At 68.6% G+C, this 25,115-nt stretch carries 18 protein-coding genes and 2 pseudogenes; 8 read left to right on the forward strand and 12 right to left on the reverse strand.

Annotation, left to right across the window (positions count from 1 at the left end; genetic code table 11):
- Positions 1 to 41: 41 nt before the first annotated feature.
- Positions 42 to 1,934: a TolB family protein gene (locus OG408_RS36585; protein WP_326673796.1), complete on the forward strand. Its 1,893-nt coding sequence runs from the start codon at positions 42 to 44 to the stop codon at positions 1,932 to 1,934.
- Between the two features lie 1,217 nt (positions 1,935 to 3,151).
- Positions 3,152 to 5,557, forward strand: a complete 2,406-nt coding sequence (locus OG408_RS36590; protein ID WP_326673797.1) for a DUF7507 domain-containing protein — start codon at positions 3,152 to 3,154, stop codon at positions 5,555 to 5,557.
- A gap of 339 nt (positions 5,558 to 5,896) precedes the next feature.
- Here OG408_RS36590 and OG408_RS36595 read toward each other — a convergent pair whose 3' ends face one another.
- The 5 genes from OG408_RS36595 to OG408_RS36615 form a co-directional block, all read right to left on the reverse strand.
- Complete coding sequence (locus tag OG408_RS36595) at positions 5,897 to 6,763, reverse strand: SigB/SigF/SigG family RNA polymerase sigma factor (protein WP_285566602.1); 867 nt, start codon at positions 6,761 to 6,763, stop codon at positions 5,897 to 5,899.
- A gap of 210 nt (positions 6,764 to 6,973) precedes the next feature.
- Positions 6,974 to 7,414 (reverse strand): ATP-binding protein, encoded by a 441-nt coding sequence (locus OG408_RS36600; RefSeq protein WP_326673798.1) that lies wholly within the window; start codon positions 7,412 to 7,414, stop codon positions 6,974 to 6,976.
- Positions 7,415 to 7,493: 79 nt separating this feature from the next.
- The gene (locus OG408_RS36605; protein WP_285566750.1) at positions 7,494 to 7,865 is read right to left on the reverse strand and encodes an STAS domain-containing protein; all 372 of its coding nucleotides are present in this window, start codon (positions 7,863 to 7,865) and stop codon (positions 7,494 to 7,496) included.
- Between the two features lie 339 nt (positions 7,866 to 8,204).
- Positions 8,205 to 9,311, reverse strand: coding sequence for a hypothetical protein (locus OG408_RS36610; RefSeq protein ID WP_326673799.1), 1,107 nt, complete (start codon positions 9,309 to 9,311; stop codon positions 8,205 to 8,207).
- Between the two features lie 579 nt (positions 9,312 to 9,890).
- On the reverse strand, positions 9,891 to 10,841 hold the full coding sequence (locus OG408_RS36615; protein ID WP_285566748.1) for an NADP-dependent oxidoreductase: 951 nt from the start codon (positions 10,839 to 10,841) through the stop codon (positions 9,891 to 9,893).
- A 106-nt stretch (positions 10,842 to 10,947) separates the two neighbouring features.
- Here OG408_RS36615 and OG408_RS36620 point away from each other — a divergent pair, with 106 nt between their 5' ends.
- Positions 10,948 to 11,892 (forward strand): GlxA family transcriptional regulator, encoded by a 945-nt coding sequence (locus OG408_RS36620; protein ID WP_285566597.1) that lies wholly within the window; start codon positions 10,948 to 10,950, stop codon positions 11,890 to 11,892.
- Positions 11,893 to 12,482: 590 nt separating this feature from the next.
- On the opposite strand, the pseudogene OG408_RS40225 reads toward OG408_RS36620, so the two are convergent.
- Positions 12,483 to 12,914, reverse strand: a pseudogene (locus OG408_RS40225) (helix-turn-helix domain-containing protein); the annotation flags it as partial.
- Positions 12,915 to 12,999: 85 nt separating this feature from the next.
- On the reverse strand, positions 13,000 to 13,503 hold the full coding sequence (locus OG408_RS36630; RefSeq protein WP_326673800.1) for a TetR/AcrR family transcriptional regulator: 504 nt from the start codon (positions 13,501 to 13,503) through the stop codon (positions 13,000 to 13,002).
- An 82-nt stretch (positions 13,504 to 13,585) separates the two neighbouring features.
- Between OG408_RS36630 and OG408_RS36635 the strand changes: the two genes are divergently transcribed.
- Positions 13,586 to 14,647: an FAD-dependent monooxygenase gene (locus tag OG408_RS36635; protein WP_326673801.1), complete on the forward strand. Its 1,062-nt coding sequence runs from the start codon at positions 13,586 to 13,588 to the stop codon at positions 14,645 to 14,647.
- A gap of 267 nt (positions 14,648 to 14,914) precedes the next feature.
- Here the strand turns inward: OG408_RS36635 and OG408_RS36640 are convergent, their stop codons facing one another.
- Complete coding sequence (locus tag OG408_RS36640; RefSeq protein ID WP_326673802.1) at positions 14,915 to 16,429, reverse strand: FAD-dependent oxidoreductase; 1,515 nt, start codon at positions 16,427 to 16,429, stop codon at positions 14,915 to 14,917.
- Between the two features lie 61 nt (positions 16,430 to 16,490).
- The gene (locus tag OG408_RS36645; protein ID WP_285566586.1) at positions 16,491 to 17,189 is read right to left on the reverse strand and encodes a TetR/AcrR family transcriptional regulator; all 699 of its coding nucleotides are present in this window, start codon (positions 17,187 to 17,189) and stop codon (positions 16,491 to 16,493) included.
- 286 nt (positions 17,190 to 17,475) lie between these two features.
- Here OG408_RS36645 and OG408_RS36650 point away from each other — a divergent pair, with 286 nt between their 5' ends.
- On the forward strand, positions 17,476 to 17,907 hold the full coding sequence (locus tag OG408_RS36650) for a VOC family protein (protein ID WP_285566584.1): 432 nt from the start codon (positions 17,476 to 17,478) through the stop codon (positions 17,905 to 17,907).
- A 51-nt stretch (positions 17,908 to 17,958) separates the two neighbouring features.
- On the opposite strand, the pseudogene OG408_RS36655 reads toward OG408_RS36650, so the two are convergent.
- The 3 genes and pseudogenes from OG408_RS36655 to OG408_RS36665 form a co-directional block, all read right to left on the reverse strand.
- Positions 17,959 to 18,175, reverse strand: a pseudogene (locus OG408_RS36655) (transposase family protein); the annotation flags it as partial.
- 286 nt (positions 18,176 to 18,461) lie between these two features.
- A complete protein-coding gene (locus tag OG408_RS36660; RefSeq protein ID WP_326673803.1) occupies positions 18,462 to 20,615 on the reverse strand; it encodes an alpha-galactosidase in 2,154 nt (717 codons plus the stop codon).
- Positions 20,616 to 20,650: 35 nt separating this feature from the next.
- A complete protein-coding gene (locus OG408_RS36665) occupies positions 20,651 to 21,874 on the reverse strand; it encodes an ROK family transcriptional regulator (RefSeq protein WP_326673804.1) in 1,224 nt (407 codons plus the stop codon).
- Between the two features lie 116 nt (positions 21,875 to 21,990).
- Between OG408_RS36665 and OG408_RS36670 the strand changes: the two genes are divergently transcribed.
- From OG408_RS36670 to OG408_RS36680, 3 genes are read left to right on the forward strand one after another with little or no spacing between them, the layout of a single operon-like run.
- Positions 21,991 to 23,274 carry an ABC transporter substrate-binding protein gene (locus OG408_RS36670; protein WP_285566578.1) on the forward strand — a complete coding sequence of 428 codons (1,284 nt, stop codon included), beginning with the start codon at positions 21,991 to 21,993 and terminating at the stop codon, positions 23,272 to 23,274.
- Complete coding sequence (locus OG408_RS36675; RefSeq protein WP_326673805.1) at positions 23,271 to 24,257, forward strand: carbohydrate ABC transporter permease; 987 nt, start codon at positions 23,271 to 23,273, stop codon at positions 24,255 to 24,257. Before OG408_RS36670 ends, OG408_RS36675 begins: the two co-directional genes overlap by 4 nt.
- Positions 24,254 to 25,081 carry a carbohydrate ABC transporter permease gene (locus OG408_RS36680; RefSeq protein ID WP_285566574.1) on the forward strand — a complete coding sequence of 276 codons (828 nt, stop codon included), beginning with the start codon at positions 24,254 to 24,256 and terminating at the stop codon, positions 25,079 to 25,081. The genes OG408_RS36675 and OG408_RS36680 overlap by 4 nt, the downstream gene beginning before the upstream one ends.
- The last annotated feature ends 34 nt before the right edge of the window (positions 25,082 to 25,115 follow it).

Consider the following 25,115-nt stretch of genomic DNA (forward strand, 5'->3'; position numbering starts at 1 on the left):
CGGTCACGCGCCCTCCCGTCAACGAAAGGACCCGGACAGCGATGTCACCTGACATGAAGCGTCGAGCGTTCCTCACGGCCAGCACGGCCGTCGCCGGCGTCGCACTCCTGCCCAAACCGTTCGCCGTGGCGGCAGCAGCGTCCGGCAAGAAGGGGGTGATGCTGATGAACCGCATCGGCCCATCCTCTTCAACCCTTTGCGTCGCGAACGCTGACGGTTCCAACGAACGCGTGCTGCTGCAGAGCGCGGCCTTCGATCACCACGCCGCCTTCTCCGCCGACGGGGCATCGGTGTTCTTCACATCCGAGCGCACCGGGGACGGAAACTCGTGCCTCTACCGGGCCAAGACCGACGGAACGGGCGTCCAGCCGTTGGTGGTCAACTCCGCCATGAACGACTGGGCCGTTCCCTCTCCGGACGGAAAGAAGGTGGCCTACGTATCCACGAGCGGCGACCACAAGACACACATCTGGCTGCTCGACCTGGCCACGAACAAGCGGACCAACCTGACCGGCACCTCAGCCCTCGCCGGCGATCCCGCAAGCCCTGACGGCCACTTCCGCCCCTCCTGGTCACCGGACGGCAAGTGGATCGCCTTCTCCAGCGACCGCAACACAACCTGGCGGGGCCACGGCAACGGCACCGGCTGGGAGCACACGCAGGAACTGAGCGTCTACATCATCCGGCCCGACGGAACCGGCTTTCGCCAGGTAGCGACCCGGGACGGATACTGCCTCGGTTCACCGAAGTGGTCTCCCGACGGCTCCCGAATCGTCTTCTACGAGATCACCGTCGAGGGGACCTGGGGCGCGCACCGGCCGGAAGCCATCGGTACCGTCGTTTCCCAGATCGTCTCAGTCGATCTCGCGACCGGGGCACGCGTCGAGCACACCTCCGGTCCCAACCTGAAGGTCGCGCCCCAGTACGTGAGCGCGACCGAGATCGGGTACCTCGTCAAGGGCGGAGCCGACGAAGGACTGGCCTACGTCGGCGGCAATCGGCTGCCGGTCAAGAGGGGCTTGCGTTCGCCGGTCTGGTCGCCGGACGGAACGAAGGTGATCTACGAGAAGCTCGACTACACGACACGTACCCTCGACGAGCCGCTGTACAGCTGGGACCCGGACTGGGACTACCGCTTCTGCGACGTCTTCCCCGCACTGTCCAAGGACGGACGCCTCGCTATCACCAACAAGCAACTCGGAAACTCCTCGATCGTCACCATGCGCCCGGACGGATCAGACCAGAAGGTCGTTTTCGACACCGCCACCTCGGGCCTCGACCAGGTGATGGTCCAGCACGGGCTAGCCGGCGCGTTCCGGCCCACCTGGTCGCACGACGGCAAATGGATCGCGTTCGGGCTGGGCGGATGGTTCCAGACCCGCGCGACCACCAATGCCGTGCTGGTCAGGGTGCCCAGTGACGGCTCCTCGCACCAAGTGCTCACCGACGGTACGACCAACGCCGGTTTCCCGAGCTACTCGGAGGACGGCAACCGCATCGTCTACCGCGTCTGGGGCGACGAAAAGGGACTGCGCATCCTCGACCTCAAGACGGGAGCGACGACCGTCCTGACCACCGAGTCCGACAACCTGCCCGACTGGTCCTGGGATGGCAAACTCATCCTCTTCACCCGCAAAACGAGCCCTACCAACTTCGACGTCTGCACCATCAAGCCCGACGGAAGCGACCTGAAGATCCTTACGAGCAGCGGCGCGAACGACGGCCACGCTGTCTGGAACTACGACGGCCGCATTCTGTACAACAGCGGCATGCACGGGTTCCGCGAAGAAGCCGCACTCTACGACGACACTTTCCAGCCCTACGGTCAGATCTTCAGTATGAACGCCGACGGGTCCGACAACAGGATGCTGACGGACAGTCAGTGGGAGGATTCGATGCCGCTCTACCTCACGCAGGATGCCCTCTGCATGTGAGGCAAGCGAGAGGCCGGCGGTACGTGCAGCAAGTAGAGGACACGTGCGCCGCAGCCCTCGGGTATTCGCCGATCGGCGAGACGAAAGCCTGCACGACGACCGCTCGCCATGTCATGCCCGCCTCGCGCGCGATCGAGGTATGACCGGGACGCGGCGGGTGGCCGCGCCTCGTCACTTCTGGTGACGAGAGCTCGTCCACTACGCCGCGTCGCCTCGAGCACCTGCACGCGCGGCCCGAGTCGCCGTGGCCACCCCCAGGACAACACCGCGAGCACACAACGGAACGGTGATAGGTGAGTGGACGCCTGGTCGACGGGCCTGAAGGTCCTCGTGGGTGACGCCGGATACTGCGCCGCATCGACCGCCGGTATGGGCGCTTCATCACGTCCCGCTCGGTGGAGGGCAGCCGCCGGCGTCTGCTCTCACTCGCCCCACGCAGCTGACGACCCTCGGTGCGACGGCAGTAGCATCGAGCGAGTTGCCCGCATGATTGAACCCGGCACCGTGGAAAGGGTGTTGCTGAACGAATTGATGGGCAACCCCGACCACGCCTTCAAGGGCGCACACATCACCACCGTCCCCAAGTGCGGCGAGACGAGCAGGCCGACCGCCTTGCCGAAATCCTTCGCGAGCGGACCAGCACCACCCGCGCCACACGCCGGTAACGGCACCCAGCCCCAAGGACTCACCACCCCCGCTCTCGCCACGTCGGCCGTCCCTCACTGAGGTAGACGGCCGCCCCCGGCCGGCGCGTGCGCCAGCACAGTCAGCGGCGCGTTCCCATCCACATTGGTCGGGTGAGGATCTGTGCCAGGTGCCGTCCCGCTGCCGCCGGCGGAACAGGTCGTAGATCCGTCCCCACGGCCCGTATCCGCCGGGCACGTCCCGCCGCGGCACACCGGTCCGGAGCGGAACCGTATGCCGTCGATCAGCTGCCTCCAAGGCCACACCGGCGACTGCCCCACCCGCGCCCCTTCGGCAACAACGGATCCAACACCGCCGACTGCTCGTCCGTCCTGGTCCTGCTGCAGAACCGAGGCGAAGTGCGCAGCGTCTGCGGACCCACCGTGCGTCGGTATCCGGAGGCAGGGCAGTGAGTGAGAGGTGAGCGGCCACAACCCTGGCGGGTCGTGCGGTGCAGCCGTCCGGGTTGGTGACACGGAGTGCGGTGCGTGTCCCACCCGTGATGTTCATCCGTTTTACATACTTTTCTTGACATGAGTCTGAGAGATTTACGCGCCACGACCTCCGGAGCCGGACGCACTTCCGGGCTGCGGTGGGCCGCGACCGGGCTGGGTGTCCTCGGGATCGTGGCCGCGGGCCTGGGCCTGCCGGGCCAGGCCGCATCCGCGCAGCCCGTGGGCGTACCTTTGGTCGACGAGACGTTCACCGGGGCCGACGCGCAGGCGGAGTTCGAAGCGTTCGGGCCCGCGTGCCTGACGGGTGCCCCACAGGCCCCGGCCGCCGGAACGGGGACACACCCCCTCACGGGGTGCCCGGCCGGTGCAACCGGGCCCGTCCCCCCGGACAACGGGGCACCGAACGGCTACCTGCGGCTGACCGACGCATCGAACGACCAGTCGGCCGCAGTCCTCTACAATCACGCCCTGCCGGCGAACGCGGGTCTGGTCACCACGTTCGATCAGTGGCAGTACGGAGGGGCCACCAACCCTCCTGCCGACGGCATCTCGTTCTTCCTGATCGACGGTGCGGCCTCTCTGGCCTCACCGGGCGCCTTCGGCGGCAGCCTCGGGTACGCACAGAAACTTCCCAACGACGACCCCGCTGAGACGTTCGTTCCGGGAGTCAACCGAGGCTACGTCGGCGTCGGTCTGGACGTGCTCGGCAACTACTTCGGAGACTGGGAGCACCGCGGCAACGGCTGTGCCAACCGCTCCCCGGCCGGCACGTCCTTCCGGATTCCCGCACCGGGCACCAACATGGTGACCCTGCGCGGCCCGGGCGACGGGATCGAGGGTTACTGCTTCCTCGACGCCACCACCAACAACTTCTCGACGACCGGCCCCTGGCCCTCCACCCTGCCCGGACAACTGCACGGGCCCACCACCTCGATCCCCGCCGGCTCCACCCCGGCGCAAGCCGAGGCGCTGCTCGAGCCCTCGCGTCGCACCGTGACGGTGGAGATCTCACCCTCGCCCGACCCAGTGATCACGGTCGCGATCGACTTCCACGACGGCAACGGCTCCCAGGAAGTGCTTTCGACCCCGGCTCCGCAGCCCGTGCCGGACACGTACAAGTTCGGCTTCGCCGCGTCGACCGGCCTGTTCACCGACGTCCACCTGATCCGGAACGTCACCGTCCATCCGGCTGCCGCGCTGCCCCGGCTCAACCTCGTCAAGCAGGTCTCCCAGGAGCCCCCGCTGCCCACCCCGCTGACACCGGGCATGAACGTGCCGTACGAGTACGTGGCGACCAATAGCGGCAACGTCCCGCTGACCGGTGTGACGGTGACCGACGACCGTGTCACCGGGATCACCTGCCCGAAGACGACGCTCGCTGTGGGCGAGACGACGACCTGCACCGGTACCTACACCGTCACGGACGCCGACGGGACGGCCGGATCGGTCACCAACACCGCCACCGCGCAGGGACAGGACGGCAGCACGCCCGTGGTGTCGCCACCGGACGACGTCACGCTGCCTGTCCGGACCGGCCCGGGGCTGCGGCTGGATAAGTCGGCCGACGATACCCAGGTGTACCGGGCCGGTGACGAGGTGACGTACACCTACACCGTCACCAACACCGGGCCCCAGGAACTGACCGGGATCGGTGTCACCGACGACCACGTCACCGGCGTGTCCTGCGGTGCAACGACGCTCGCCCCGGCCGGCGACCCCGGCGACAGCACCACCTGCACCGGCTCCTACACGGTCACGGACCAGGATGCCGCCCAGGGATCCGTCACCAACGTCGCCACCGCGCAGGGCAGGGCCGGCGAGACTGCTGTCCAGTCGCCGCCCGACAATGTGACCCTGGTGGTCGGCTCCGAACTGAGCCTGCACCTGGATAAGTCCGCTGACGACAACCGGGTGTACCGGGCCGGTGACGAGGTGACGTACACCTACACCGTCACCAACACAGGCGACACGCAGTTGACGGACCTCGCCGTCACCGACGATCTCGTCCCTGACGTCACCTGCCGGTCCACCACTCTCGCACCGGGAGCGACCACCACCTGCACCGGCACCTACACCGTCACCGAAGCGGACGCTGCCCGGGGCTCCGTGATCAACGTGGCCCTGGCGCGCGGGAAGGCCGACGGAACCGAAGTCGTCTCGCCGCCCGCCGACGTCACCCTCAAGGTCGAAGCCAAGCGCCCGTGCCACGGTAAGCACTGCCCCAAGCCGGAGCCGTGCCGTGGCAAGCACTGCCCCAAGCCGACTCCCACGCCCACCCCCACACCGACGCATACGCCGAACCCGGTGCCCAGCTCACACCCGAGCCACGCCGGCCACCACGGTGGTGGTCACCTGGCCGACACAGGTTCAGGGACCACGCTGCTTGCGAGCGGTGCGGGCCTGGCGGCCGCGGGCCTTCTGCTGAAGGCGGCGTTCGTCATGTACTCCCGTCGCAGCCGTACCCGCAGAGGAAGCGGCTCATGACGCCACCGGTTCAAGCGTAGGAACGCACACCGGGCCGGGACCGCTTCAGCGGTCCCGGCCCTTTGCGATCAGGCGGTGCCGTTCCAGCCCGTGCGCGCGATGGCGATCCGTTTCATCACACGGCGCTGCCGTAGTAGTCGCTGATCGCATAGTGCTGCACGGCCCTGGCGCTGGATCTCTGCCACCAGGCTGACCGCCGTGGTGCGATGATGTATGGCGACACTGCGGAGCAGACTGACCTCAGTCTTCCGCCGCCATGTCCGGCGCGACCGCCGTTCCAGGACTTCTTGGCCAGCCCCCCGGCTCGCCGAGAGGGTGACACTTTCCTCGTGGGACAACTCAGTCGGTGAGCATGCCGGTACGGAGTTTCGCGAGGGTCTTGTTGAGGAGGCGGGAGACGTGCATCTGGGAGATGCCGAGCTCCTCCCCGATGCTGGACTGGGTCATCTCCTGACCGAAGCGCATACGGAGCAGAGTGCGTTCACGGTCGTCCAACTGCTCGCGCAGCAGAGGTGCCAGGGTGTTGAGGTTCTCGAACAGTTCGATGTCCGGGTCGCGGCCACCGATCAGGTCCGCGTAGTTGCGGCTGTTCTGGTCCAGCCCCTCGTCCGCGCTGTCCATCGGCATGTCCAGGGAACCCGCGGTGTAGCCGTTGGAAGCGATCATGCCCTCGATGACGTCGTCCTCGCTGATCTCCATGTACTGGGCGAGTTCGGCGACACCGGCGTCCCGGCCGAGTTCGGTCGCCAGGTGCTCGCGCGCCTTGGCCAGGTTGACCCGCAGTTCCTGGAGGCGGCGCGGCACGTGCACGGCCCAGCTGGTGTCGCGGAAGAACCTCTTTATCTCGCCCACGATGTAGGGGATCGCGAAGGAGGTGAACTCGACCTCGCGGGTCAGCTCGAATCGGTCGATGGCCTTGATCAGACCGATCGTGCCGACCTGGATGACGTCCTCCATGTCGCCGCCGCCGCGGTTCTTGTAGCGGCTCGCGGCGAACTGCACCAACGACAGATTCATCTCGATCAGGCTGTTGCGCACGTACTGGTACTCGTGCGTGCCCTCTTCGAGGTTCTGCAGCCGGTCGAAGAAGACCCGGCCAACGGCCCGCGCGTCCTTCGGCGCCACCTGGGAGGGATCCCCCACGGCGGGCAGGTCCAAGGCCGCGACGATGTCGACACCTGCTGAAGTGGAAGTCTTGACGGCCACGGGGGTCCTCCTAGCAGAGATACAGGCATTCGCGCGTGTCCCCCTTCGGACAGAGCCCAAACCCCTTATTAGGGAGCGATTCTTCTGCCGCCGTGTGGGGTGAACTCAGGCCCGATCGATGCCCCGCTGCCTACGTCCTGCCCGGAGTCAAGAGCGAGGTCAAGAGCGGCGTCAGGGCACCGGTCCGTCCGGTTGGGGCGGGCACGGGGTTCATGTAAGGGAGATCAGGGCGACGATGCTCTTGCCGCCGGGGTGGACGGTGACGGACACCTGCTTGGCTAGCCGACGCACCAGGGCCCAGCCGTAGCCCCCGATGCGGCCGACACAGGAAGTCTCGGCATCGGTATCGACGGGGACGGGCAGGTCAGGGCTGGCATCCGCGACCGAGAGGCGGAGTCCCTCGTCAGTGAGTTCGGCTGCGAATCCGGTGAGTCCGCCGCCGTGCCGGACGGCGTTGGTCACCAGTTCCGACGTGACGAGCAGCGCGTCGGCCACGACCACGTCGGCTGCCAATCCCTCGTTGACGAGCCCGCAGAACTGTGACGTCAGGAGCCGCATGACGGCGTCACGCGCCTCGGCCGCATTCGCCGGAACAGGAGTAGTAACGGACTCATCCAGCCCACCGGCCGGACTCGTACCGCGCTCCGCCATCTCTCGTTCCCCGTGCATAAGGTTCATCGCATGCCCGGCCAAACCCCGCTCACACGCCGCTGCGACCAAAGGGTGCAGCTCATTCACTGATCGCCTCGTCGACATCGTCCGCGAAGCGGAAGGCGTCAAAGGTGCCGGTGACCTCGAACAGGCGGCGCACCTTCGCGCTCAGCGGACCGGCCACCACCAGACTCACCCCCGCCTTGTCGTGCTTGCGCTGGCCGTGCAACAGGGCGTGCAGACCGGCCGAGTCGGCGAAGTCAACGCCGGACAGATCCACCACGGTCCGCCGCCCTCCACCCCCGGCCACCTCCGTCAGTGCCTCAACCAACTCGGCGGAGCCCGCCCAGCCGTCCAGACTGCCCCGGACCCGAACCAGCACGACACCGTCGCCGACGGGCTCCAGGACCGGGCCCCCTTCTTCGGACGCACCCGATGAGGGCTCTCGCATATTTGCCACACAGCAATTCTTACAGAGCCGAACAATCGTTCCGCAACTCACCCAAGAAAACGGAGATTCAGCCGTCGTGTTCCGGGACGGTATGACGGACCGCCGGGGCAGTGGTCCGCCATACCGCAACCGCTGGCACCCGTCACCGCGTCGTCTTGCGTGGACCGAGTGCCACCGACGCGTGCGGTGTCTGACGGTACTCTCGACCCTGGCGCGTCACTCGGGGCGCCGTTACTCATGTCCGGGACTGACCGGTGAGTTGGGGACGGGCTCGGTCGTGGTGTCGGGAGTGCCTGGCTGGGCTACAGGACAGCGTAGTGAGCGAGTGCGGGGGCATCCTCAGGAGTCGCGGTCGCGCCTCGCCCCACCGGGGCCCGGCGTGCTGCCAAGCGTTGTGGCAGTGGATGATACTCTTCGGATCGGTGACCTTCGTCGTCCCGTCGGTTGGGTTCGAATCCAGTACGAGCGGGCAGCGACAGCCAGCGCGACTCCGTACACGGCGAACGCCCCCAAGCCGATCCAGGCGACCAGCAGGGCATCGCTCGGGGAGTGGAAGTCGCCTCGTGGCATCGTCACCACGCCGGTCGTGGCCAGGGCCGCGTAGCCGACCCCGAGCACCCCGTACGGAGCCAAGCTGGCGGCGCCGATCAAGGCCGGGGTCAGGGGGAGCCAGCGCTGAACGCGCCGACCACTGAGCCACCGCGTCCAGCGTGGGAAGACCTGGCCCCACGGGCGGACCAGGCCCCACAGCAGGAAGGTGCCGAGCACGGCCAGCAGCACGGTGCCGTCCAGGCCCCAGGACTCCAGGGTGAGCCAGATTCCCGACGCACCGTTGCGCTTGGAGGCCGCACGCATTTCCGCGCCGGTCATCCCGGCGAAGGTGCCGCCGGAAGCCCAGATCAGCTTCATCGCCGCGTAGGGGAGAAATGCCACCGTCCCGGCGCAGGCGGCGAGTTGGACCGGCCGGGAGGCGGCAGAAGGGGGACGCACAACAGCTGCTCCGGACGGGCGGCGGACGGATCGGGCAGTGGCCGCGAGCAGCCCAACCCCAACCGCCGCCAGCGCGTGGTTCGCAGCGGCCATCCCACTGTCCACCCCCTGGCCGAACGCCAGTGTGATGAAGTCCATCAGCAGACCGAACGCGGCGAGCCCGGCCAGCAGGCAGACCGCCCACAGCACCACCCGTAACGCCGGCCGCAGCCCCAAGCGCCTCACCACGCAACAGGTCACCGCAGCAAGCGACCCCACTGCCACGACCGCCCAGCCCAGCGCTGAGGGCCCCGGCGCGTCGCCCAAGTAGAGCAGGGCCTTCCCGCTCAGCACGCATGTCAGGCCGAAGCCGGCGTACACCGCTGCCCAGAGCGTGGTGGCCGGGCCCACCCAGCACGGCCACCGCTGCAGCCACGTGCGCCAACGCGCCTTCGTCGTCCCTGTCGCACCGATCACGCATTGACCCTCGCATCGCCTGCGGCGCCGCGACATCAACAGACAGAACGACCTCCCACCCCCTGCCGAGGGAGGGCCTCTACGACCTAGGCATGACATCACCGGCCTGATGTCACAACGGGCCATACGTGAGGGACTCGGACCAGCCGCCCTCAGCGTGGCTGACGGGCGGCTCGCCGTCTCGCGTGCGGAACCACGACAGTGCCGTCCTTTCGCATCGACATTCATGAGTCAGATGATCATCAACTGCCTCCGGAACCGGGCGACAGTTGCTGGCCCCAGAAGGGAACAAAGCCAGTCCGGCTCACCTCCGCTCATGCGGAGAGCACGGAGGAGTCGGCATGAGGGACGGGTGCGAGCCCGAAGATCCCATCCCCCGAGGTCGACGAGGACGCCGATGGGAAGCACCTGCTCAACCCTCCCGCGGAATTCCTGGCCCACCACTGTGCGGTCGGCGAAAACCTGGAGGGGGCCGGGCTCCAGTGCCCGCCAGGACAGTTCGGGGATACCGAGGAACCCGACACCGGGCGGCACCTTGATGGCCCGGACGAGTCCCAACTGTGCAGCGAGCAAAGCGGGTCACAGTGCGTCGTGGCCCTCGAGGACCAGGACGATTTTGCCTTTGGTGCGGTTTGTCTCGCCCAGGGTGTGTGCCTTGGGGGCCTCGGAAAGCGGGAAGGTTGCCTCGATGTGGGCGCGGAGCCGGCCGGTCCGGGCGAGGTCGGAGATTGCCTGCATGCCCGCGTGGTCGGCTTCGACCAAGAGGGTCTTGACTCGGACGCCGAGCAGGGCGGCTGCTCCTGCTTCTTCCTCCGGTGCGGCCGCGGGCAGGAGTGAGACGAGGATGCCGCCGCGGCGCAGGACGTTGAGCGAGCGGGCGCGGGTCTCCCCGGCGAGCGGGTCCAGCACCACGTCGACGTCGCTGACGGTCTCGGTGAAGTCCACGCTGCGGTAGTCGATCGTTTCGTCCGCGCCGAGCTCGCGCAGGAAGTCGTGCTTGGCGGCGCTGGCGGTGCCGATCACGTACGCTCCGCGGGCTTTGGCGATCTGTACGGCGAGGTGGCCCACCCCGCCGGCGGCCGCATGGACGAGGACACGCTGTCCGGGCTGGACGTCGGCGGTGTCGACGAGCGCTTGGTAGGCGGTGAGCGCTGCGAGAGGGAGGGCTCCGGCCTGCACGTGGTCGATGCCGGCGGGCTTGTGCACGAACGCGCGGGCGGGACCTGTCACGTATTCGGCATGCGAGCCGACCCCGTGGGGGTAGGGGAGCATGCCGAATACCTCGTCGCCCGGTTCGAAGAGGGTCACGCCGAAGCCGACCGCCTTCACAACGCCGGAGACGTCCCATCCGAGGATCAGCGGGAGCCTGTTGACGAACAGACCGCCCGCCCGGTGCTTCCAGTCCGTGGGGTTGAGGCCGGCCGCACGGACGGATACGAGGATCTCGCTCGGCCCGGGGGTCGGGCGGGGAACGCGGGCTTCCCCGAGGACCTCGGGACCGCCGTGCTTGTCCTGGCTGATGGCGCGCATGGAGGGCGCCGCTGCATCGCTGATCTTCGGGCTCATGCACTCCAGTCTTCAGGAGGCGGCCCGCCTTGGCCATGGCAGGGTTGCCATCTTCCGATAGGATTCTGCCATGCGTTCCCATCGTGTCGTCGTTCTGGCCCTGGACGGGGTCTATCCGTTCGAGTTGGGCATTCCGAGCCGCGTCTTCGGTGCGGCGCACGGCCGCTACGAGGTTCTGACCTGCACGGTCGACGGACGGCCGGTGCGGAGCAACGCCGACTTCTCGGTCGCCGTGGACAACGGGCCGCAGGTTCTCTCCACGGCGGACACCGTGGTGATTCCACCGGTCGACCCCTCCCTCATCACGAAGGAACTCCCCGAGGCCGTTTCCGCCGCCCTGGCGTGCGTGCGGCCGGGTGCCCGCATCGTGTCCATCTGCACCGGTGCGTTCGTCCTGGCTGCCGCAGGGCTTCTGGGCGGCCGCCCGGCCACCACTCACTGGCGCCTCGCAGCCGTCTTCCGCGAATGGTTCCCCGAAGTGGCGCTGGATCCGGACGTCCTGTACGTCGACGACGGCGACATCCTGACCTCCGCGGGAGCGGCCTCGGGCGTGGACGTGTGCCTGCACCTCGTACGCAAGGACCACGGAAGCAAGGTGGCCAACGAGGTGGCACGCCTCTGCGTGGTGCCGCCGTGGCGGGACGGCGGGCAGGCCCAGTACATCGATCATCCGGTGCCCGAGGCGTCCGCGAACGGGACGTCCGCCACCCGGCAGTGGTCCCTCGAACACCTCCGCGAGCCTTTGACCGTGGCCGAACTTGCCGCGCATGCCGGAATGAGCGAGCGCACCTTCGCCCGCCGTTTCCACGACGAGGTCGGCATGAGCCCCGGCCGGTGGCTGATCCAGCAACGGGTCGACCGGGCCCGGCACCTGCTCGAATCCAGTGACCTTTCGGTGGACGAGATCGCCGGTCAGGCGGGTTTCGGTACGGCGACATCGCTGCGACAGCACCTGCACGCGTCCGTCGGGGTCGCCCCCCTTGTCTACCGCCGCACCTTCCAAGGGAGCCGATAGGCCGCCCGCCGCGGGGTCAGTTCTACGTCATGGAAGAGGCATTGCTCCGGCTGGAGGTTCTGTTGCTCCCGTCGGTTGCCGACGGGACGGTTCTGGCGGTGGACGTATGTGACGAGGCGGTACGCGTAGAGGTCCGGATCTAGGGCCTCTCGTTCGGATCATGCCGGGCTCGCGGGCCCCGGCACGCGCATCTGCCGCGTTGTCGTCAGTCGCCAATGCTCCGCAGTGACTCCCTCCTCCGCCTTGCAGCTGCACGCACCGGACCCCGCTCCCTGATCCAGCCTGATCCAAACGAAAGACCCTAGCCGCTTGGACCAAGTCATCGGGCGTGTGTGACGATCGGGCCGAGGGCGGCCGAGCGTGACCGCAAGGACAGTGAGTTCGCGCGGGATGGCCCGTAGGGCAAGGAGGGGTGCCGGGAATGTTCGCCGGCGGAACTGCCGGTGCGGTTCTCGCGATCCTGTGATCCAGCAGGTCACGGCCCGTCAAGACGTAAAGGTGCGTGCCGATCTGGAATCCCGGCCGTTCACGCAGAGCTCGTCCCTCTGACTGCCCTGCGCCACGGGCTGGGACGGGGCCGGCCAGGGGAGTGAGGCGATCGCCAGGCGGCTGTCCGCATCGATCATGACTTGCACGTTCGCTGAGGACAGTCACTGGAGGGTGCGGCGACCGTGCGGTCGTGGACCTGTACCCGGGTTCCGTCAAGGATCCGCAACCGTTCGACATCCGCGACGGGCTGCGAAGACAGCTCGATCGCGAGGAGTGGCTGCGGGCGCTGAATGGCCCGGCGGGCGGTGGCCGGGGCAATTCCGAAGTGCGGGGCGAGCTGCCGCAAGCTGAGGTCGGTGCGGTAGTGCATGGCTACCAGAAGGGCCCGGTCTGCCAGCGGTGGGCACTGCGGGCGACCGCCACCGGGGCCGTTCCTCCCGCTCTCGTACGGCCTTCACCAGCTTCTCGAACCGGTCCATCCGTCGGCCGGGGAAATTCCACTCCCAATGGTTCAGTCGCAACACTCCACCCATACAAGAGGAATGCCCCATCTCGGGTGTCCTGCAACAGCCTTTGGGTGAGGCTTGCGGTGTTTGCCGGCGGTGTGCGGCGTGTGGCTCACGCGTCACCGAGTGGGGGCGGGGTGAGGTCGCGGAGGCCGGCGATGACTTGTGCGCCGGTGGGGGCATGGTCGGGGTCGACCAGCCACTGAAGCATGAGGCCGCCGAGGAGTGCGAGGGGGACTGATCCGCCGAGGCCGTCGCGTGCCCGTCGTTGGCCCTCTGCGAGGCGCTCGCGCACTGTCGGGGAGCGTTCGGCCTGGACGACGGCTTCCAATTGGGCGACCCAGAGTGCCCGGTGGGTGGTGAAGCTGTCGATCAGGGCCTGCCAGCGTTCCTGCGGGTCGGGCGTGCCCGGGTTGGTGGCCAGGGTTGCGTCGAGTTCGTCGACCGCCTCCACCAGGGCTTGCGTGAGCAGTGCTTCGCGTGAGCCGAAGTGGTAGCCGATGGCCGCGTGGCTTACGCCGGCGGCGGCGGCGATGTCACGGACTGTGGTTCGTGCCCAGCCGCGCTCGATCAGGCACTGTTTGGCGCCATCGAGCAGGTCCTGCTTGTTTCCCATCGCCCAAGCGTAGCACCGCCTTGACCAAATGGATTAGACGAACGACTAGACCATTTGGTCAAGGCGGCGTACGGTCCCAGCCATGACAAAGAAGACGGTCCTCATCTCAGGTGCCGGTGTGGCGGGTGCCGCCCTCGGACACTTCCTCCACGCTGACGGCTACCAGGTCACCGTCGTCGAACGCGCTTCCGGCCTTCGCAGAAGCGGCTACGCCGTCGACTTCCGCGGCGGCGCCTTCGACGTCCTGGACGAACTCGGTGTGCTGGACGAGGTCCGCAGCCTCGACACCGCGATGCGCGGCACCACACTCGTCGACGCGGACGGAGTGGAGGTCGGCCAGCTGCCTGCCGAGATGTTCGCCGGGGAACTGGAGGTGCCCAAGCCGGAGTTGACGAGGATCTTGCACCGTCTGACCGAGTCGGAGCTCACTTACGTCTTCGGCGACTCCGTCACCTCGCTCACCCAGTACGACGACGGTGTCGCGGTCGCGTTCGAACACGGCGAGCCCCGGTCCTTCGACTTGGTGGTCGGCGCGGACGGGCTCTTCTCCAAGGTGCGCCAACTGGCCTTTGGACCGCATGATCAGGCCTTGCGCCACCTGGGCATGTCGGGCGTAGGGTTCACGGCCGACAACATTCTCGGACTCGAACACAGGGGGGTGCTGCAAAGTGGCGACAGCACCGCGGTCTACGCCGTCAGCGCCGCCGATCCCGGCCGGATGTCGGTCAGCCTGTCGTTCGCAACCGACGCACCCGTCCTGGACCGCCGGTCGCGGAGCGAACAGGAGCACGCGCTGCGGGAGGCGTTCGGCGGTGCCGGCTGGGTCGTACCCGAACTACTGAAGGCGATGACAGCCGCCGACGACTTCTACTTCTCCTCCTCCGCCCAGGTCCACCTGGGCGCCTGGTCGACGGGCCGGATCGTCCTCGTGGGTGACGCCGGATACTGCGCCGCACCGACCGCCGGTATGGGCACCTCACAAGCCCTGATCGGGGCCCGTACCCTGGCCCGTCACCTGGCCGCGACCGAAGGCGACTATGCCGCCGCGTTCGCTGCCTACGAGGCCGAGCTCCGCGGATATGTGACGGAGAACCAGATCATAGGGCAGGAAGGTGCTGCCGCCTTCGGTGGCAGCAGCCAGTAACCCCACAACCTGGACCGTGCACACCCCGAACACCAGCAGGGGGAACGGCTGAACACTGAGCTGTGGTAGATCAGTTCAGCGATGGGCCTGCAGGTGACGGCGGTGTGCAGTCGGCCGGCGTCGGCACGGCTCGGAATGGCCACGGCGAAGCAGGAGTCCGCCCGATTCCGTTGGCGCGGGCCGATCGCGTGGTAGTCGATCCGGTTCGCGGCTTCTATCGCCCACGGTCGGTATCCACCGAACCTTCTGCCGGTACGGGGGCGGCGCTCAGTTCGCCGGTGCAGCAAACCACTGGGCGGCGGCCTGCTCGAAGGTGTCACGGTCGTCCCCGGCCCATGCGACGACTCCATCCGGCCGCACGAGTACGGCCGTCAGGCCGAGGCGGTTGCGCGCCGGACCGGCGGCATAGTGGAGGCGGCCCCGCCACGCCTGGGCCGCCTCCTTGAGTTCGTGGTCGGCGGTGAAGTCGAGCAGGACGCCCTGGCCCTGGTGCAGCAGATCACCGAGGCGGGTGCCGTCCTCGAAGCAGAAGTCCGGGGAGCTGCGGCCGGCGAGCGGGTGCCCGCTGCCCAGGTCGTAGTGGTGGAACAAGCCCGAGGTGCGGCGGTACACCAGGGTCGTACCGTCCGGGGTGCGCATGAGGTCGTGGACCAGGGCACGCAGGGCGGGGGCGGCGGGGCCCGGCTTCATGGTCGCCACCTGCGCGCGTGACCAGTCGAGAATGCCGGCGCCGACGGGGTGGCGCTCGTGGGTGTAGGTGTCGAGCAGCCCGTCGGGAGCGATGCCGCGGATGGTGGCGGCGAGCTTCCAGCCGAGGTTCATCGCGTCGCCGATGCCCAGGTTCAGGCCCTGGCCGCCCAGCGGCGAGTGGATGTGCGCGGCGTCGCCGGCGAGCAGCACGCGGCCTGTTCGGTAGGCCGTCGTCTGCATGGCGCGGTCGGTGAAGCTGGAGGCCAGGTGGACCTCGTCCAGTATGACGTTCGTGCCGGAGATGCGGCGCAGCACGGACTGCAGATGGTCGCGGGTCAGCGGCTTGGAGCGGTCGAAGGTGCCGCCGTCGAAGTCCATCATGCCCAGGTGGCCTTCCAGCGGCGTACGCAGATACATGCCGTTGTCGGTGAGGTTGAACCCGAGCGGCAGCTGGTCAGGGTCGGCGAAGGTCACCCGGGCGACGTAACCGGTGAACAGCGGCTCGGTCCCGACGAAGTCGAAGCCGGCCAGGCGCCGCACCGTGCTGCGCCCGCCGTCGCATCCCACCAGCCAGCGCGCGGGATAGTGCTGTCCGCCCGCCGTGACGGCCACCTCGTCGTCGTCCTGGCTCACCGCAGTGACTGCGGCGCCCCGGACGATCTCCACGCCGAGTGAGAGAGCCTGCTCGGCCAGCACCTCGGTGACCGCTTCCAGGCTCGTCATGAAGCCTTCCATGGCCGGACTGGGCAGGCGGTAGGCGAGGGCCGCGGTCTCGACGTCGGCCGCACTGAGGGGCATGCCGGCGAAGTGGCTCAACTCGCGGGGATCGGGAACGTCGACTGCATCGGAGCTCGCGCCGACCCGTTCCACCGGGACGCCGGAAGCCTTCGCCATCGCGTCCAGCAGCCCGCGCCGGTAGAACGTCTCGACCGATCCGGCATTGAGTCCGCGCAGTCCGAGCGGAAGCGCCTTCAGCGACGGACGGGCGTCCGGGTCCTGTTCGAGGACCAGAACGGAGCAGCCGGCCAAGGCCAGCTCCCCTGCCACGAACAGGCCGACCGGGCCGGCGCCCGCAACGATGACGTCATGCATGGGAAAGCTCCTTGTCGGTAAAAAGTGGTGAAGAGGAGATCGGCGGGCGCCGTGCGGCCGGTCAGCGCAGCCGGGTCAGGCCATCGAGGACGACGGCGATACCGGTGAGGAACTGCTCGCGGTCGTCGTGTTCTCGTATCTGGCCGGCGACGGCGTTCAGGAACGGGTAGTGAGCGGCCGGGAGTTCCTGCCAGGCCGACGACGTCGCGCCGAAGAAGTCCGCGCGGTCCACGTCGGCGTCGAGCTCCGAGGTGTCGCCCTCGATGTGCGCGTTCTGGCTGATCGCGCCGAGGATGTAGTGCACGAGCGTGGAGGCCGCGACGAACCAACGATCCTCTGGCACGCCGAGCGCGCTCACCTGACCGCCGATCCGCTCGAAGATCCCCACGGTGACCGGGCCCGTCGGGTTGCGCACGATCTGCAGTGTCAGCCGCGTGGCGAGCCACTCGTGCGCGGCGATCGCGTCGAACAGAGCCAGCGCCACACCGCGAATCTCCTCCTGCGGGGAAGTGCCCGTCCCGGCGGGCGTGGCGGTCAGAGCGGCCATGACGAGCGATTCCATCGCCGCGTCCAGCAGCTCGTCCCGTTTGCCCACGTGATAGGCGATCGCCCCGGAGCCGGTGGACAGCCGCTCGCTGAGAGCCCGGACGGTCAGCGCGCGCTCCCCGCCCGCATCGAGCAGCGCGATCGCGGCCTCGATGATCTGCTCCCTGGAGAGCACCTGATTACGCCGCTCGGTGCGGCGTGCTCGCGTTGTCATGTCTCCATGCTGCCACATTTGGTGCGTCATACCAAGTTGGAGCGACGTACCAAATGACGTAGTGTCGCGCATTGGCGCGTTGCACCAAATCGAGGACGGTGCGTCTATCACCCCTGCTGACGAGGGGGCATCATCAGATGCGGCCCCGCACCATCGCCCGCCAGGGGTCGGGTCCCTTGGGCGAGAGGCCGTGGGCGTCCTTAGCGGGTGGCAGAGGCCGTCCACCTGGCAACGTGTGGATCCACCCGCCCGGGGAGATGACCAGGACCCCTGTTATCGTGCGCCGATGTCAACGATCAAGCAGCTCCAAGTGACCTTCGACTGCGCGGAACCTGCGCGCCTCGCCGCCTTCTGGTGCGAGGTGCTGGGATACGTCGTACCGACAGTCCCGGACGGATTTGCCACGTGGGAGGAGTACCACCACTCGCTGTCGCCTGAGGACGAGGTCTACTTCGCGTGCGCTGATCCCTCAGGTGTGGGCCCGCGCGTGCTTTTCCAGCGGGTTCCCGAAGGCAAGGTCGTCAAGAACCGGGTGCATCTTGATGTGCGGGTCGGCACAGGGCTCGTGGGTGATGAGCGCCTGGCCACACTCGAGACTGAATGCGCACGGCTGATGGCGCTCGGCGCAAAACACGTGCTGACGCAGCGCGCCGATGGCGTCAACGAGTCCTGCATCACGATGCAGGACATCGAGGGCAATGAGTTCTGCCTTGCCTGATTCTCCTCCGGGACTGCGAGGGGGAGCTTGAACTCCCTCCCGGGGGGGCGTGAGAGCGAGGTTGCGCAGTCGGGCGATGCCGAGCACGGCGTGTCGGACGCCGTCGCCCTTGAGGCGGCAGTCGCTGAGGATCTTCCAGGTCTTCACGCGGGCGAAGACGTGCTCGACGTGGGCCCGGAGCCCGGGCCCCTTCATGCGAGCGATTGTGCTCGCGCTTCCAGCCCGCCAACTCTGCGCCCGGGGCGCGGCGGTGGGGCATGAGACGGCCTGCGCTGAGCTGCCAGGATACGAGGCAGGGCCCCCACGCCGTGGCGGGCCCTGCCCGTGCGTGCGGTGGGGGATCAGCGGCCCTGGACGTACTGGGCGTGGAAGTAGCCCTGCTCGGCCTCGACGTGTGCGGGAATGTGTCGTGCCGGGTGGGGTAGCGCCCATCGGGGCGGGGTCGTAGTTGCCAGTTGAGGTCACCACCGGATGCTCGCGGTAAGAACCCGTCGAGGAGTCATCAAACCTGCCTGTTGCGTCGTCGGGCCTTGCACTGCCGCTGCGGCCAGAGGTCACACCGCGCGCAGGTGGACCAGCGCGGCGCTCTGGGGTGCGCGCTCGGGGCCGGGCAGGCCGAGCGTGCCCAGAGCCGCGCCGGAGGCGTGGATCCCCTGCACGTTCCAGGTCACCTGGGGATCCTCCGGTGCGACGAGCGAGGCGCGGTAGGTCCGGTCGGGGTCGAGGCCCGGGATGCGCAGCCGTGGAGGCACGGGCACGATCTCGTCGAGCTGGGCATAGGAGAAGACCGCCTCCGACCTGTCCCTGGCGACCACTCCTTGCGCGAGGAGGCCGTCCGGCAACTCGACGCGCGTCAGCCTGCCCGTGTGGAGGAGAGCGCGGTGCTCCTTGTAGAGCTCGATCCAGCGGGCGAGGCGGTCCAGTTCCCGGGCCGGGACCTTCGTGAGGTCCCACTGGACGCCGAGCTGACCGAAGAAGGCCGTGCCCGCGCGCAGGTCCAGGGTGCCGGGGCGGCCGGTCTGGTGGGAGACCGGCGCCGTGACGTGGGCGCCGAGGTACTCCAGTGGGGCGAGCTGTGCGGTCCAGTGCTGGATCGACTGGCGGGACAGGGGGTCGGTGACATCGGAGACCCATGTGCTCTGCACGCGTTCCAGCACGTCCAGATCGATCCGGCCGCCCCCCGAGGCGCAGCTCTCCCACGCGATGCCCGGATGGCGACGGGCCAGCTCGCCGAGGAGGCCTCGGAAGGCGAGGGTCTGCCGCCGTGATGCCGCCCGGCCCGAGCCGCGCGAGTCGCCGCCGTCGATCAGGTCCCGGTTGTGGTCCCACTTGACGAAGTCGATCCGGTGGGCCGCGGCCAGGTGGTCGAAGGCGTCGAGCAGGTGGGTCCGTACCTCGTCCCGGCAGAGGTCGAGCAGGTAGCACTCGCGCTCCAGCACGGGTGAGCGGTCACCGGTGCGAAGGATCCAGTCGGGGTGGTCCCGGTAGACCGCCGAGTCGGGGTTGACGGCCTCCGGCTCCCACCAGAGCCCGAACTCCATCCCCTTGTCATGCACTCGGTCCACGAGCGGAGCCAGCCCCTCCGGCCACACCGCCGGGTCCGCGAACCAGTCGCCCAGGCCCCGGGCGAGGGAGGTGCGGTTCGCGAACCACCCGTCGTCGAGGACGAAGCGCTCGGCGCCCAGCTTGGCCGAGGTGTCGACCAGTGTGGTCAGCGTGTCGACGTCGTGGTCGAGGTAGACGGCCTCCCACGGGTTGAACATGACGGGTGCGGGCGTGGACGGGTGGGCCGGGAGCGACCGCACGTACTGGTGGGTCGCGTCCGCCAGGCCGTCGAGCCCCTGTGCCGAGGCGTTGGCGTGCACCCAGGGCGTCTCGTACGTCTCGCCCTCCGCGAGGACCAGTTCGCCCGGGTGCAGCAGTTCGCCGGCCCGGACGACCGCGGTGCCGGAGCTGAGTTGCTCGACGGCGTACCGGTGGTTGCCGCTCCAGGCGAGGTGGACGCCGAGTACCTCACCGTGGCCGTAACCGAAGCCGGGCGTGCCGACGACGACCAGTCCGGTGCCGTCGAGAGCCCGCATGCCGCGGCGGTGCTCCCGCACCCACTGCCCGTCCGCGAGGGCGCGGCGCTGGGGCTGGCGCTCGCGGGCCCAGCGCCCGGTGAAGTCGAGGATCTCGCCGGCGCCGGTCGGCAGGGGCAGGACGACGTCGAGGGCGTCGACGACGTAGGGGCCGCTGCCGGTGTTGGTCAGGAGGTGCCTGAGCCGGAGCCCTCCTCCGGTGACGGCTTCCGCCTCGAAGCGGAGGGCGAGTCCCGCGGCCCGGTCGGTGGCCTCGACCGTGAGCGAGCCATCGGTGCACCGCACCGAACCGGGGCCGAAAGCGGTGGACCAGTCGCTGCCGGGTCCCTCGGGGCCGATGCGGTGCCCGAGCAGCGCGGGCCGTCCGAGGTAGCCGCGCGCGTGCTCCGGGAGGAGGCTGACCGGCGCGCCGATGAGCCAGGCGTTCCACGACGTGGTCTCGATCGAGGCGGGGGCGGTCAGGGCACGTATGTCCGCCGCAGGCAGGGGCCGGCCCATCCAGCCGATGTCGGGCAGGCCGTCCGCGCGGGGCAGCAGGACCATCGTGGTGGTCTCCGCCCCGTCGCGACCGGACACGGAGACGGGGGTGGTGGGTGCGGGCTCGGCGACGCGTCCGGGCTCGATCATGGGGTGGCTCCTTCGGTGCGGGGAGGGGACGCGGGTCAGGCCGGCACGGCGAGCATGCGCGCCTCAAGGTCTTCGAGGGCCATCCGGGCCGCGCCGAGCGCGACGGACTCGTCGCCCAGGAGGGACAGGCGGATCTCCGGCGCGTCGAGGGCGGTCTCGGCGAAATGGCGCCGGAACGGGCCGGCGAGCACGTCGCCCGACCGGGACAGACCGCCGCCGAGTACGACGAGGTCGGGGTCGACGGCGTGCACGAGGGCCGAGGCGCCCAGGGCGAGGGCCTCGGCGACGCGGTCGACGGTGCGCACCGCGGTGTCGTGCCCCGCGGCGGCGGCGTTGAAGAGCGCCAGGACCTCTTCGCCGGTGGCCTTGTCGGCGGTCGAGCCTGCGAGGCGGCGGCTCTGCTGGTCGAGGCTGGCCATCGCCTCGGGCCACCCCAGGATCTTCATGGCGCCGATGGAGGCCCCGAGTCCGTGGCGTCCGCTGTGGATGCGCCCGTCGATGACGATCGCCGACCCGATGCGGCGGCCGGCGTGCATGTAGACGAGGTCGCGTGCCTCGGTGGCCGCCCCCTGCCACTGTTCGGCCATGGCCGCTAGGTGGATGTCGTTGGCGATCAGCACGTCGCGCTTGAAGCGCGCGGAGACCTCCGCGACCACATCGATGCTGTCGAAACCGGGTAGCGAGTAGACGTCGAGGTTCCGGCCCGCGGGCAGATTGCGGATGTCCCTGACTCCTGATCCGTCGGTCACCGTGCCGGTGATACCGCATGCCACGGAGCGCACGCGGTCCCAACTCGTCCCGCTCTGCCGGACGCTCGTCTCCATCAGGCGCGCCGCCGCGCCGATGCGTCCGGCAGGTCCGAGGTCCGGATCGACGCTGCGCCGGCGCACCGACACGGTGTTCCCCCGCAGGTCGCAGATGACCACCGCCACCTTGTGGGCGCCGATGTCGACCCCGACGACGTTGAACGCCTCGGCGTCCACCTCGAAGTGCCGGGCGGGCCGCCCCGCGGACCTCTCACCGTTCGGCTGCTCGGCCGCCTCGCGAATGAATCCCTGGTCCAGCAGCGTCGACAGCACCTCGTCGGCGGTGGGCCGTGAGACGCCGATGCTCGTACGCAGCCCGCTGACCGTCAGCGATTCGGCGTCGAGGAAGGCTCGCATGGCGGCTGCGAGATTGAGCTTGCGCAGCAGGCCGGCATCGCCGGACCGGCCGGCCGGAGTCTGGGCGGATTGTTTCCCGCGGGTGTCTTGACGCACATCGGCACACTATCTAGATTGACCCCACCTCAGCAATATTGCAAAGAAGCTTACTTTAATTATTGCGAGGTTCGAGCGAAGCCCAACACGGGGTTCGACGGCTGAAGGAGCGCCCCATGGGCAAGCTGACTAACCGGGTCGCGATGACCACGGCACTGGGCCTCGTCGCACTGACGGGCTGCTCCGTCGGGGGCGGAAGCACCAGCGGAGGAACGGCGGACGGCGAGGTGAAGCTGAGTCTGCTCACCTTCGAGACCCCCAACCTCACCGCCAAGTACTGGGACGACATCATCGCCAGGACCAACGCCGAGGTACCCGGGGTGAAGATCGAGAAGCTCGTCGCGCCCAGCTCCGAGCAGCGCAACGAGTACGCCCGCCAGCTCGAATCCACCGGCGCACTGCCCGACATCATGGTGGCGGTGGACCCGGCCGGACTGGCCGAGTCCGGCAAGCTCGCGAAGTTCAGCCGCGCCGAGCTGGCTGACTGGACCGACCCGACCGCGAACAGCTTCGGCGGCGACATCTACCAGTTGCCGACCAACTCGCAGACCTGGCAGATCTATTACCAGAAGGCCGCCTTCAAGAAGGCCGGCATCGCCAAGCCCCCGGCGACCTGGGACGACCTGCTCGCCGCCGTCGGAAAGCTGAAGACGGCGGGGGTCAAGCCGTTCGTCATCGGCGGCGGAGCGCCCGACGGTCTCGGCCCGCGGTGGACCTTCTCCCAGCTGGTGGGCACCGAGGTATACGCCAAGGACCCGAAGTGGCTCGACAAACTGGCCGCCGGGAAGACGGACTTCAACGACCCGCTGTTCGTCGCCGCGGCGACCAAGATGAAGGCGCTGGCGGGCAAGCAGAACGTCGACGACCTGTCCGCCACCTACGCGGAAGCGCAGAACGCCTTCCTCGCCGGCAAGGGCGCCATGTACCCGATGGGCTCGTGGTTCCCGGCCGCCCCGGACAAGGAGCAGCAGAAGCAGATCGGCGTCTTCGCGATGCCCACGCAGGACGGCTCGCTCGTCGTGCCCACGTACACCGGTGGCGGACTGTCGGTGAGTGCCAGGAGCGGAGACGTCGCGAAGGCCAAGAAGTGGGCCATCGAGTTCTCCAAGCAGAACGCCGACGGCGGCGCGCGGTACGACGGTCTGTTCGTTGCGCTCAAGGGCTACAAGCCGCCCACCGACCTGCCGCCGCTGTACAACGAGACCCTCGCTCTCTACGAGAAGGGCCGGACCACCGGGAAGGTGACGGCCGACTTCGGCAGCGAGGGCGGCCTGCTCGCCCTTCCGTCGGGATTCATGACGGAGGTCGACGCCGCACTGACCGATCTGCTCAACGGCCGCTCGGACGTCCCCTCGTTCGTCAAGAAGCTGAACGCGAAGTACAAGGAACTCTCGAAGTGACACGTCTTTCGCCATCCCGGACGACAGCAGTCGCCGGTGTGTCCGCACCGGCCGCACGACCCGAGCCCTCCCCGGCCGGTCCAGGGGCCACGACCAGGCGATCCGCCTGGTCGTGGCCGTCGGCCGGAGGCTTCGCCGCCTTCGTCCTGCCGTCCGTCGCGATCTTCACCGCGTTCGTCCTCGCACCCATTCTCTGGACCCTCTACATCGGCATGACCGACGAGCGGGCGACCCGCCCGGACACCTCGTTCGTCGGCCTCGACAACTACCGGCTGCTCCTCCAGGACGAGGGCTTCCGGCACTCCCTGTGGAACACCGTCACCATCACTGTGATCGTGGTGCTGCTGACGAACGTGCTCGGCCTCGCGGTCGCCCTGCTCCTGCGCAAGCATGGCCGGCTCTACAGCTTGCTCCGCAGCGTCTACTTCACGCCGGTCATCCTCTCCGCCGTGGTGGTGTCGGTGATCGGACGCTCCCTCCTGGCGGACAAGGGCCTGCTGAATACCACCCTCGTCTCCATGGGCGTCGACAACCCGCCGGGCTGGCTCACGGATCCGTCGTACGCGCTGTACTCGGTCTCCGGGATCATGGTCTGGCAGATGCTCGGCTTCGCCGTCGTCGTCTACCTCGCGGGGCTCGCGGGAATCCCCGTGGAGCTTGAGGAGGCGGCGAGCCTGGACGGAGCCGGCCCCTGGCAGCAGTTCCGCGCGATCACCTGGCCCATGCTCGCGCCCGCGCTGACGATCAACACCGTGATGCTGATGATCAGTTCGTTCAAGATCTACGACCAGATCGCGGTGCTCACCAACGGCGGACCCGGTACGGACGGCACGGCCACGGTCGCCTTCGACGTCGTCCGTACCGCCTTCTCCGAGCAGCGCCCCGGAGTCGCGTCGGCGATGGCCGGGATCATGCTCGTCATCGTCGCGATCGCGAGCGTCACCACGCTGAGGCTCCTGCAACGACGAGAGGCGAACCTGTGAAGTCCCGAATCCCCTGGCTGCGGCCGTTGTTCGCCACCGGCGTGGCCGGCGTGTTCTGCCTGCCGCTCTACGTGGCACTGGTCAACGTCTTCAAGCCCAGCGCCGACGTCGTGTCGTCCCCGCTGGCACTCCCCGCCCCGCCGACGCTGGAGAACCTCCAGCAGGTGCTGAACCGCCCGGACGGTCTCTACTGGTACGGCCTCGCCAACTCCGTCATCCTCACCGCGTCATCGATCCTCATCACCACCGTGCTGGCCGCGATGGCCGCGTACCGCCTCGTGCGGTCGGGCCGCTGGTGGAGCCGCGCGGTCATCGCCGTCATGCTGACCGGCCTGATGATCCCGCCCGCGGTCATCATCCTGCCGATCACCCGGATCCTCGACACGATCGGTCTGATGCACACGATGCCGGGCGCGGTCCTGGTCAACGTCGGGTACTACCTGCCGTTCGCGATGCTCGTCTTCATGGGCTTCGTCCGCTCGATCCCGCGCGAACTGGAGGAAGCGGCGGCGGTCGACGGGGCAGGCCTGTTCCGGACCTTCTGGCAGGTGGTCTTCCCGCTCCTGCGGCCCGCCTCGGCCAGTGTGCTGATCTTCCTCGGCGTGTGGGTCTGGAACGACTTCCTCACCCCGCTGCTCGTCCTCGGCCCGGGAGCGGGCAACACCGTCACCGTCGGCATTTTCCGGTCCATCGGCCCCTACCAGCAGGACTTCGGCGCCGTGTTCGCGTTCATGCTCCTCGCGACCCTGCCCGTACTGGTGCTCTACCTCGCGTTCCAGAAGCACTTCGTCCGCGGCCTCACGGGTGGCGCGACCAAGGGCTGACCGGCGAAACCGGCTGTGCCGGGCCGTATCCATC

The organism is Streptomyces sp. NBC_01257 (assembly GCF_035917255.1).
GTDB lineage: Bacteria > Actinomycetota > Actinomycetes > Streptomycetales > Streptomycetaceae > Streptomyces.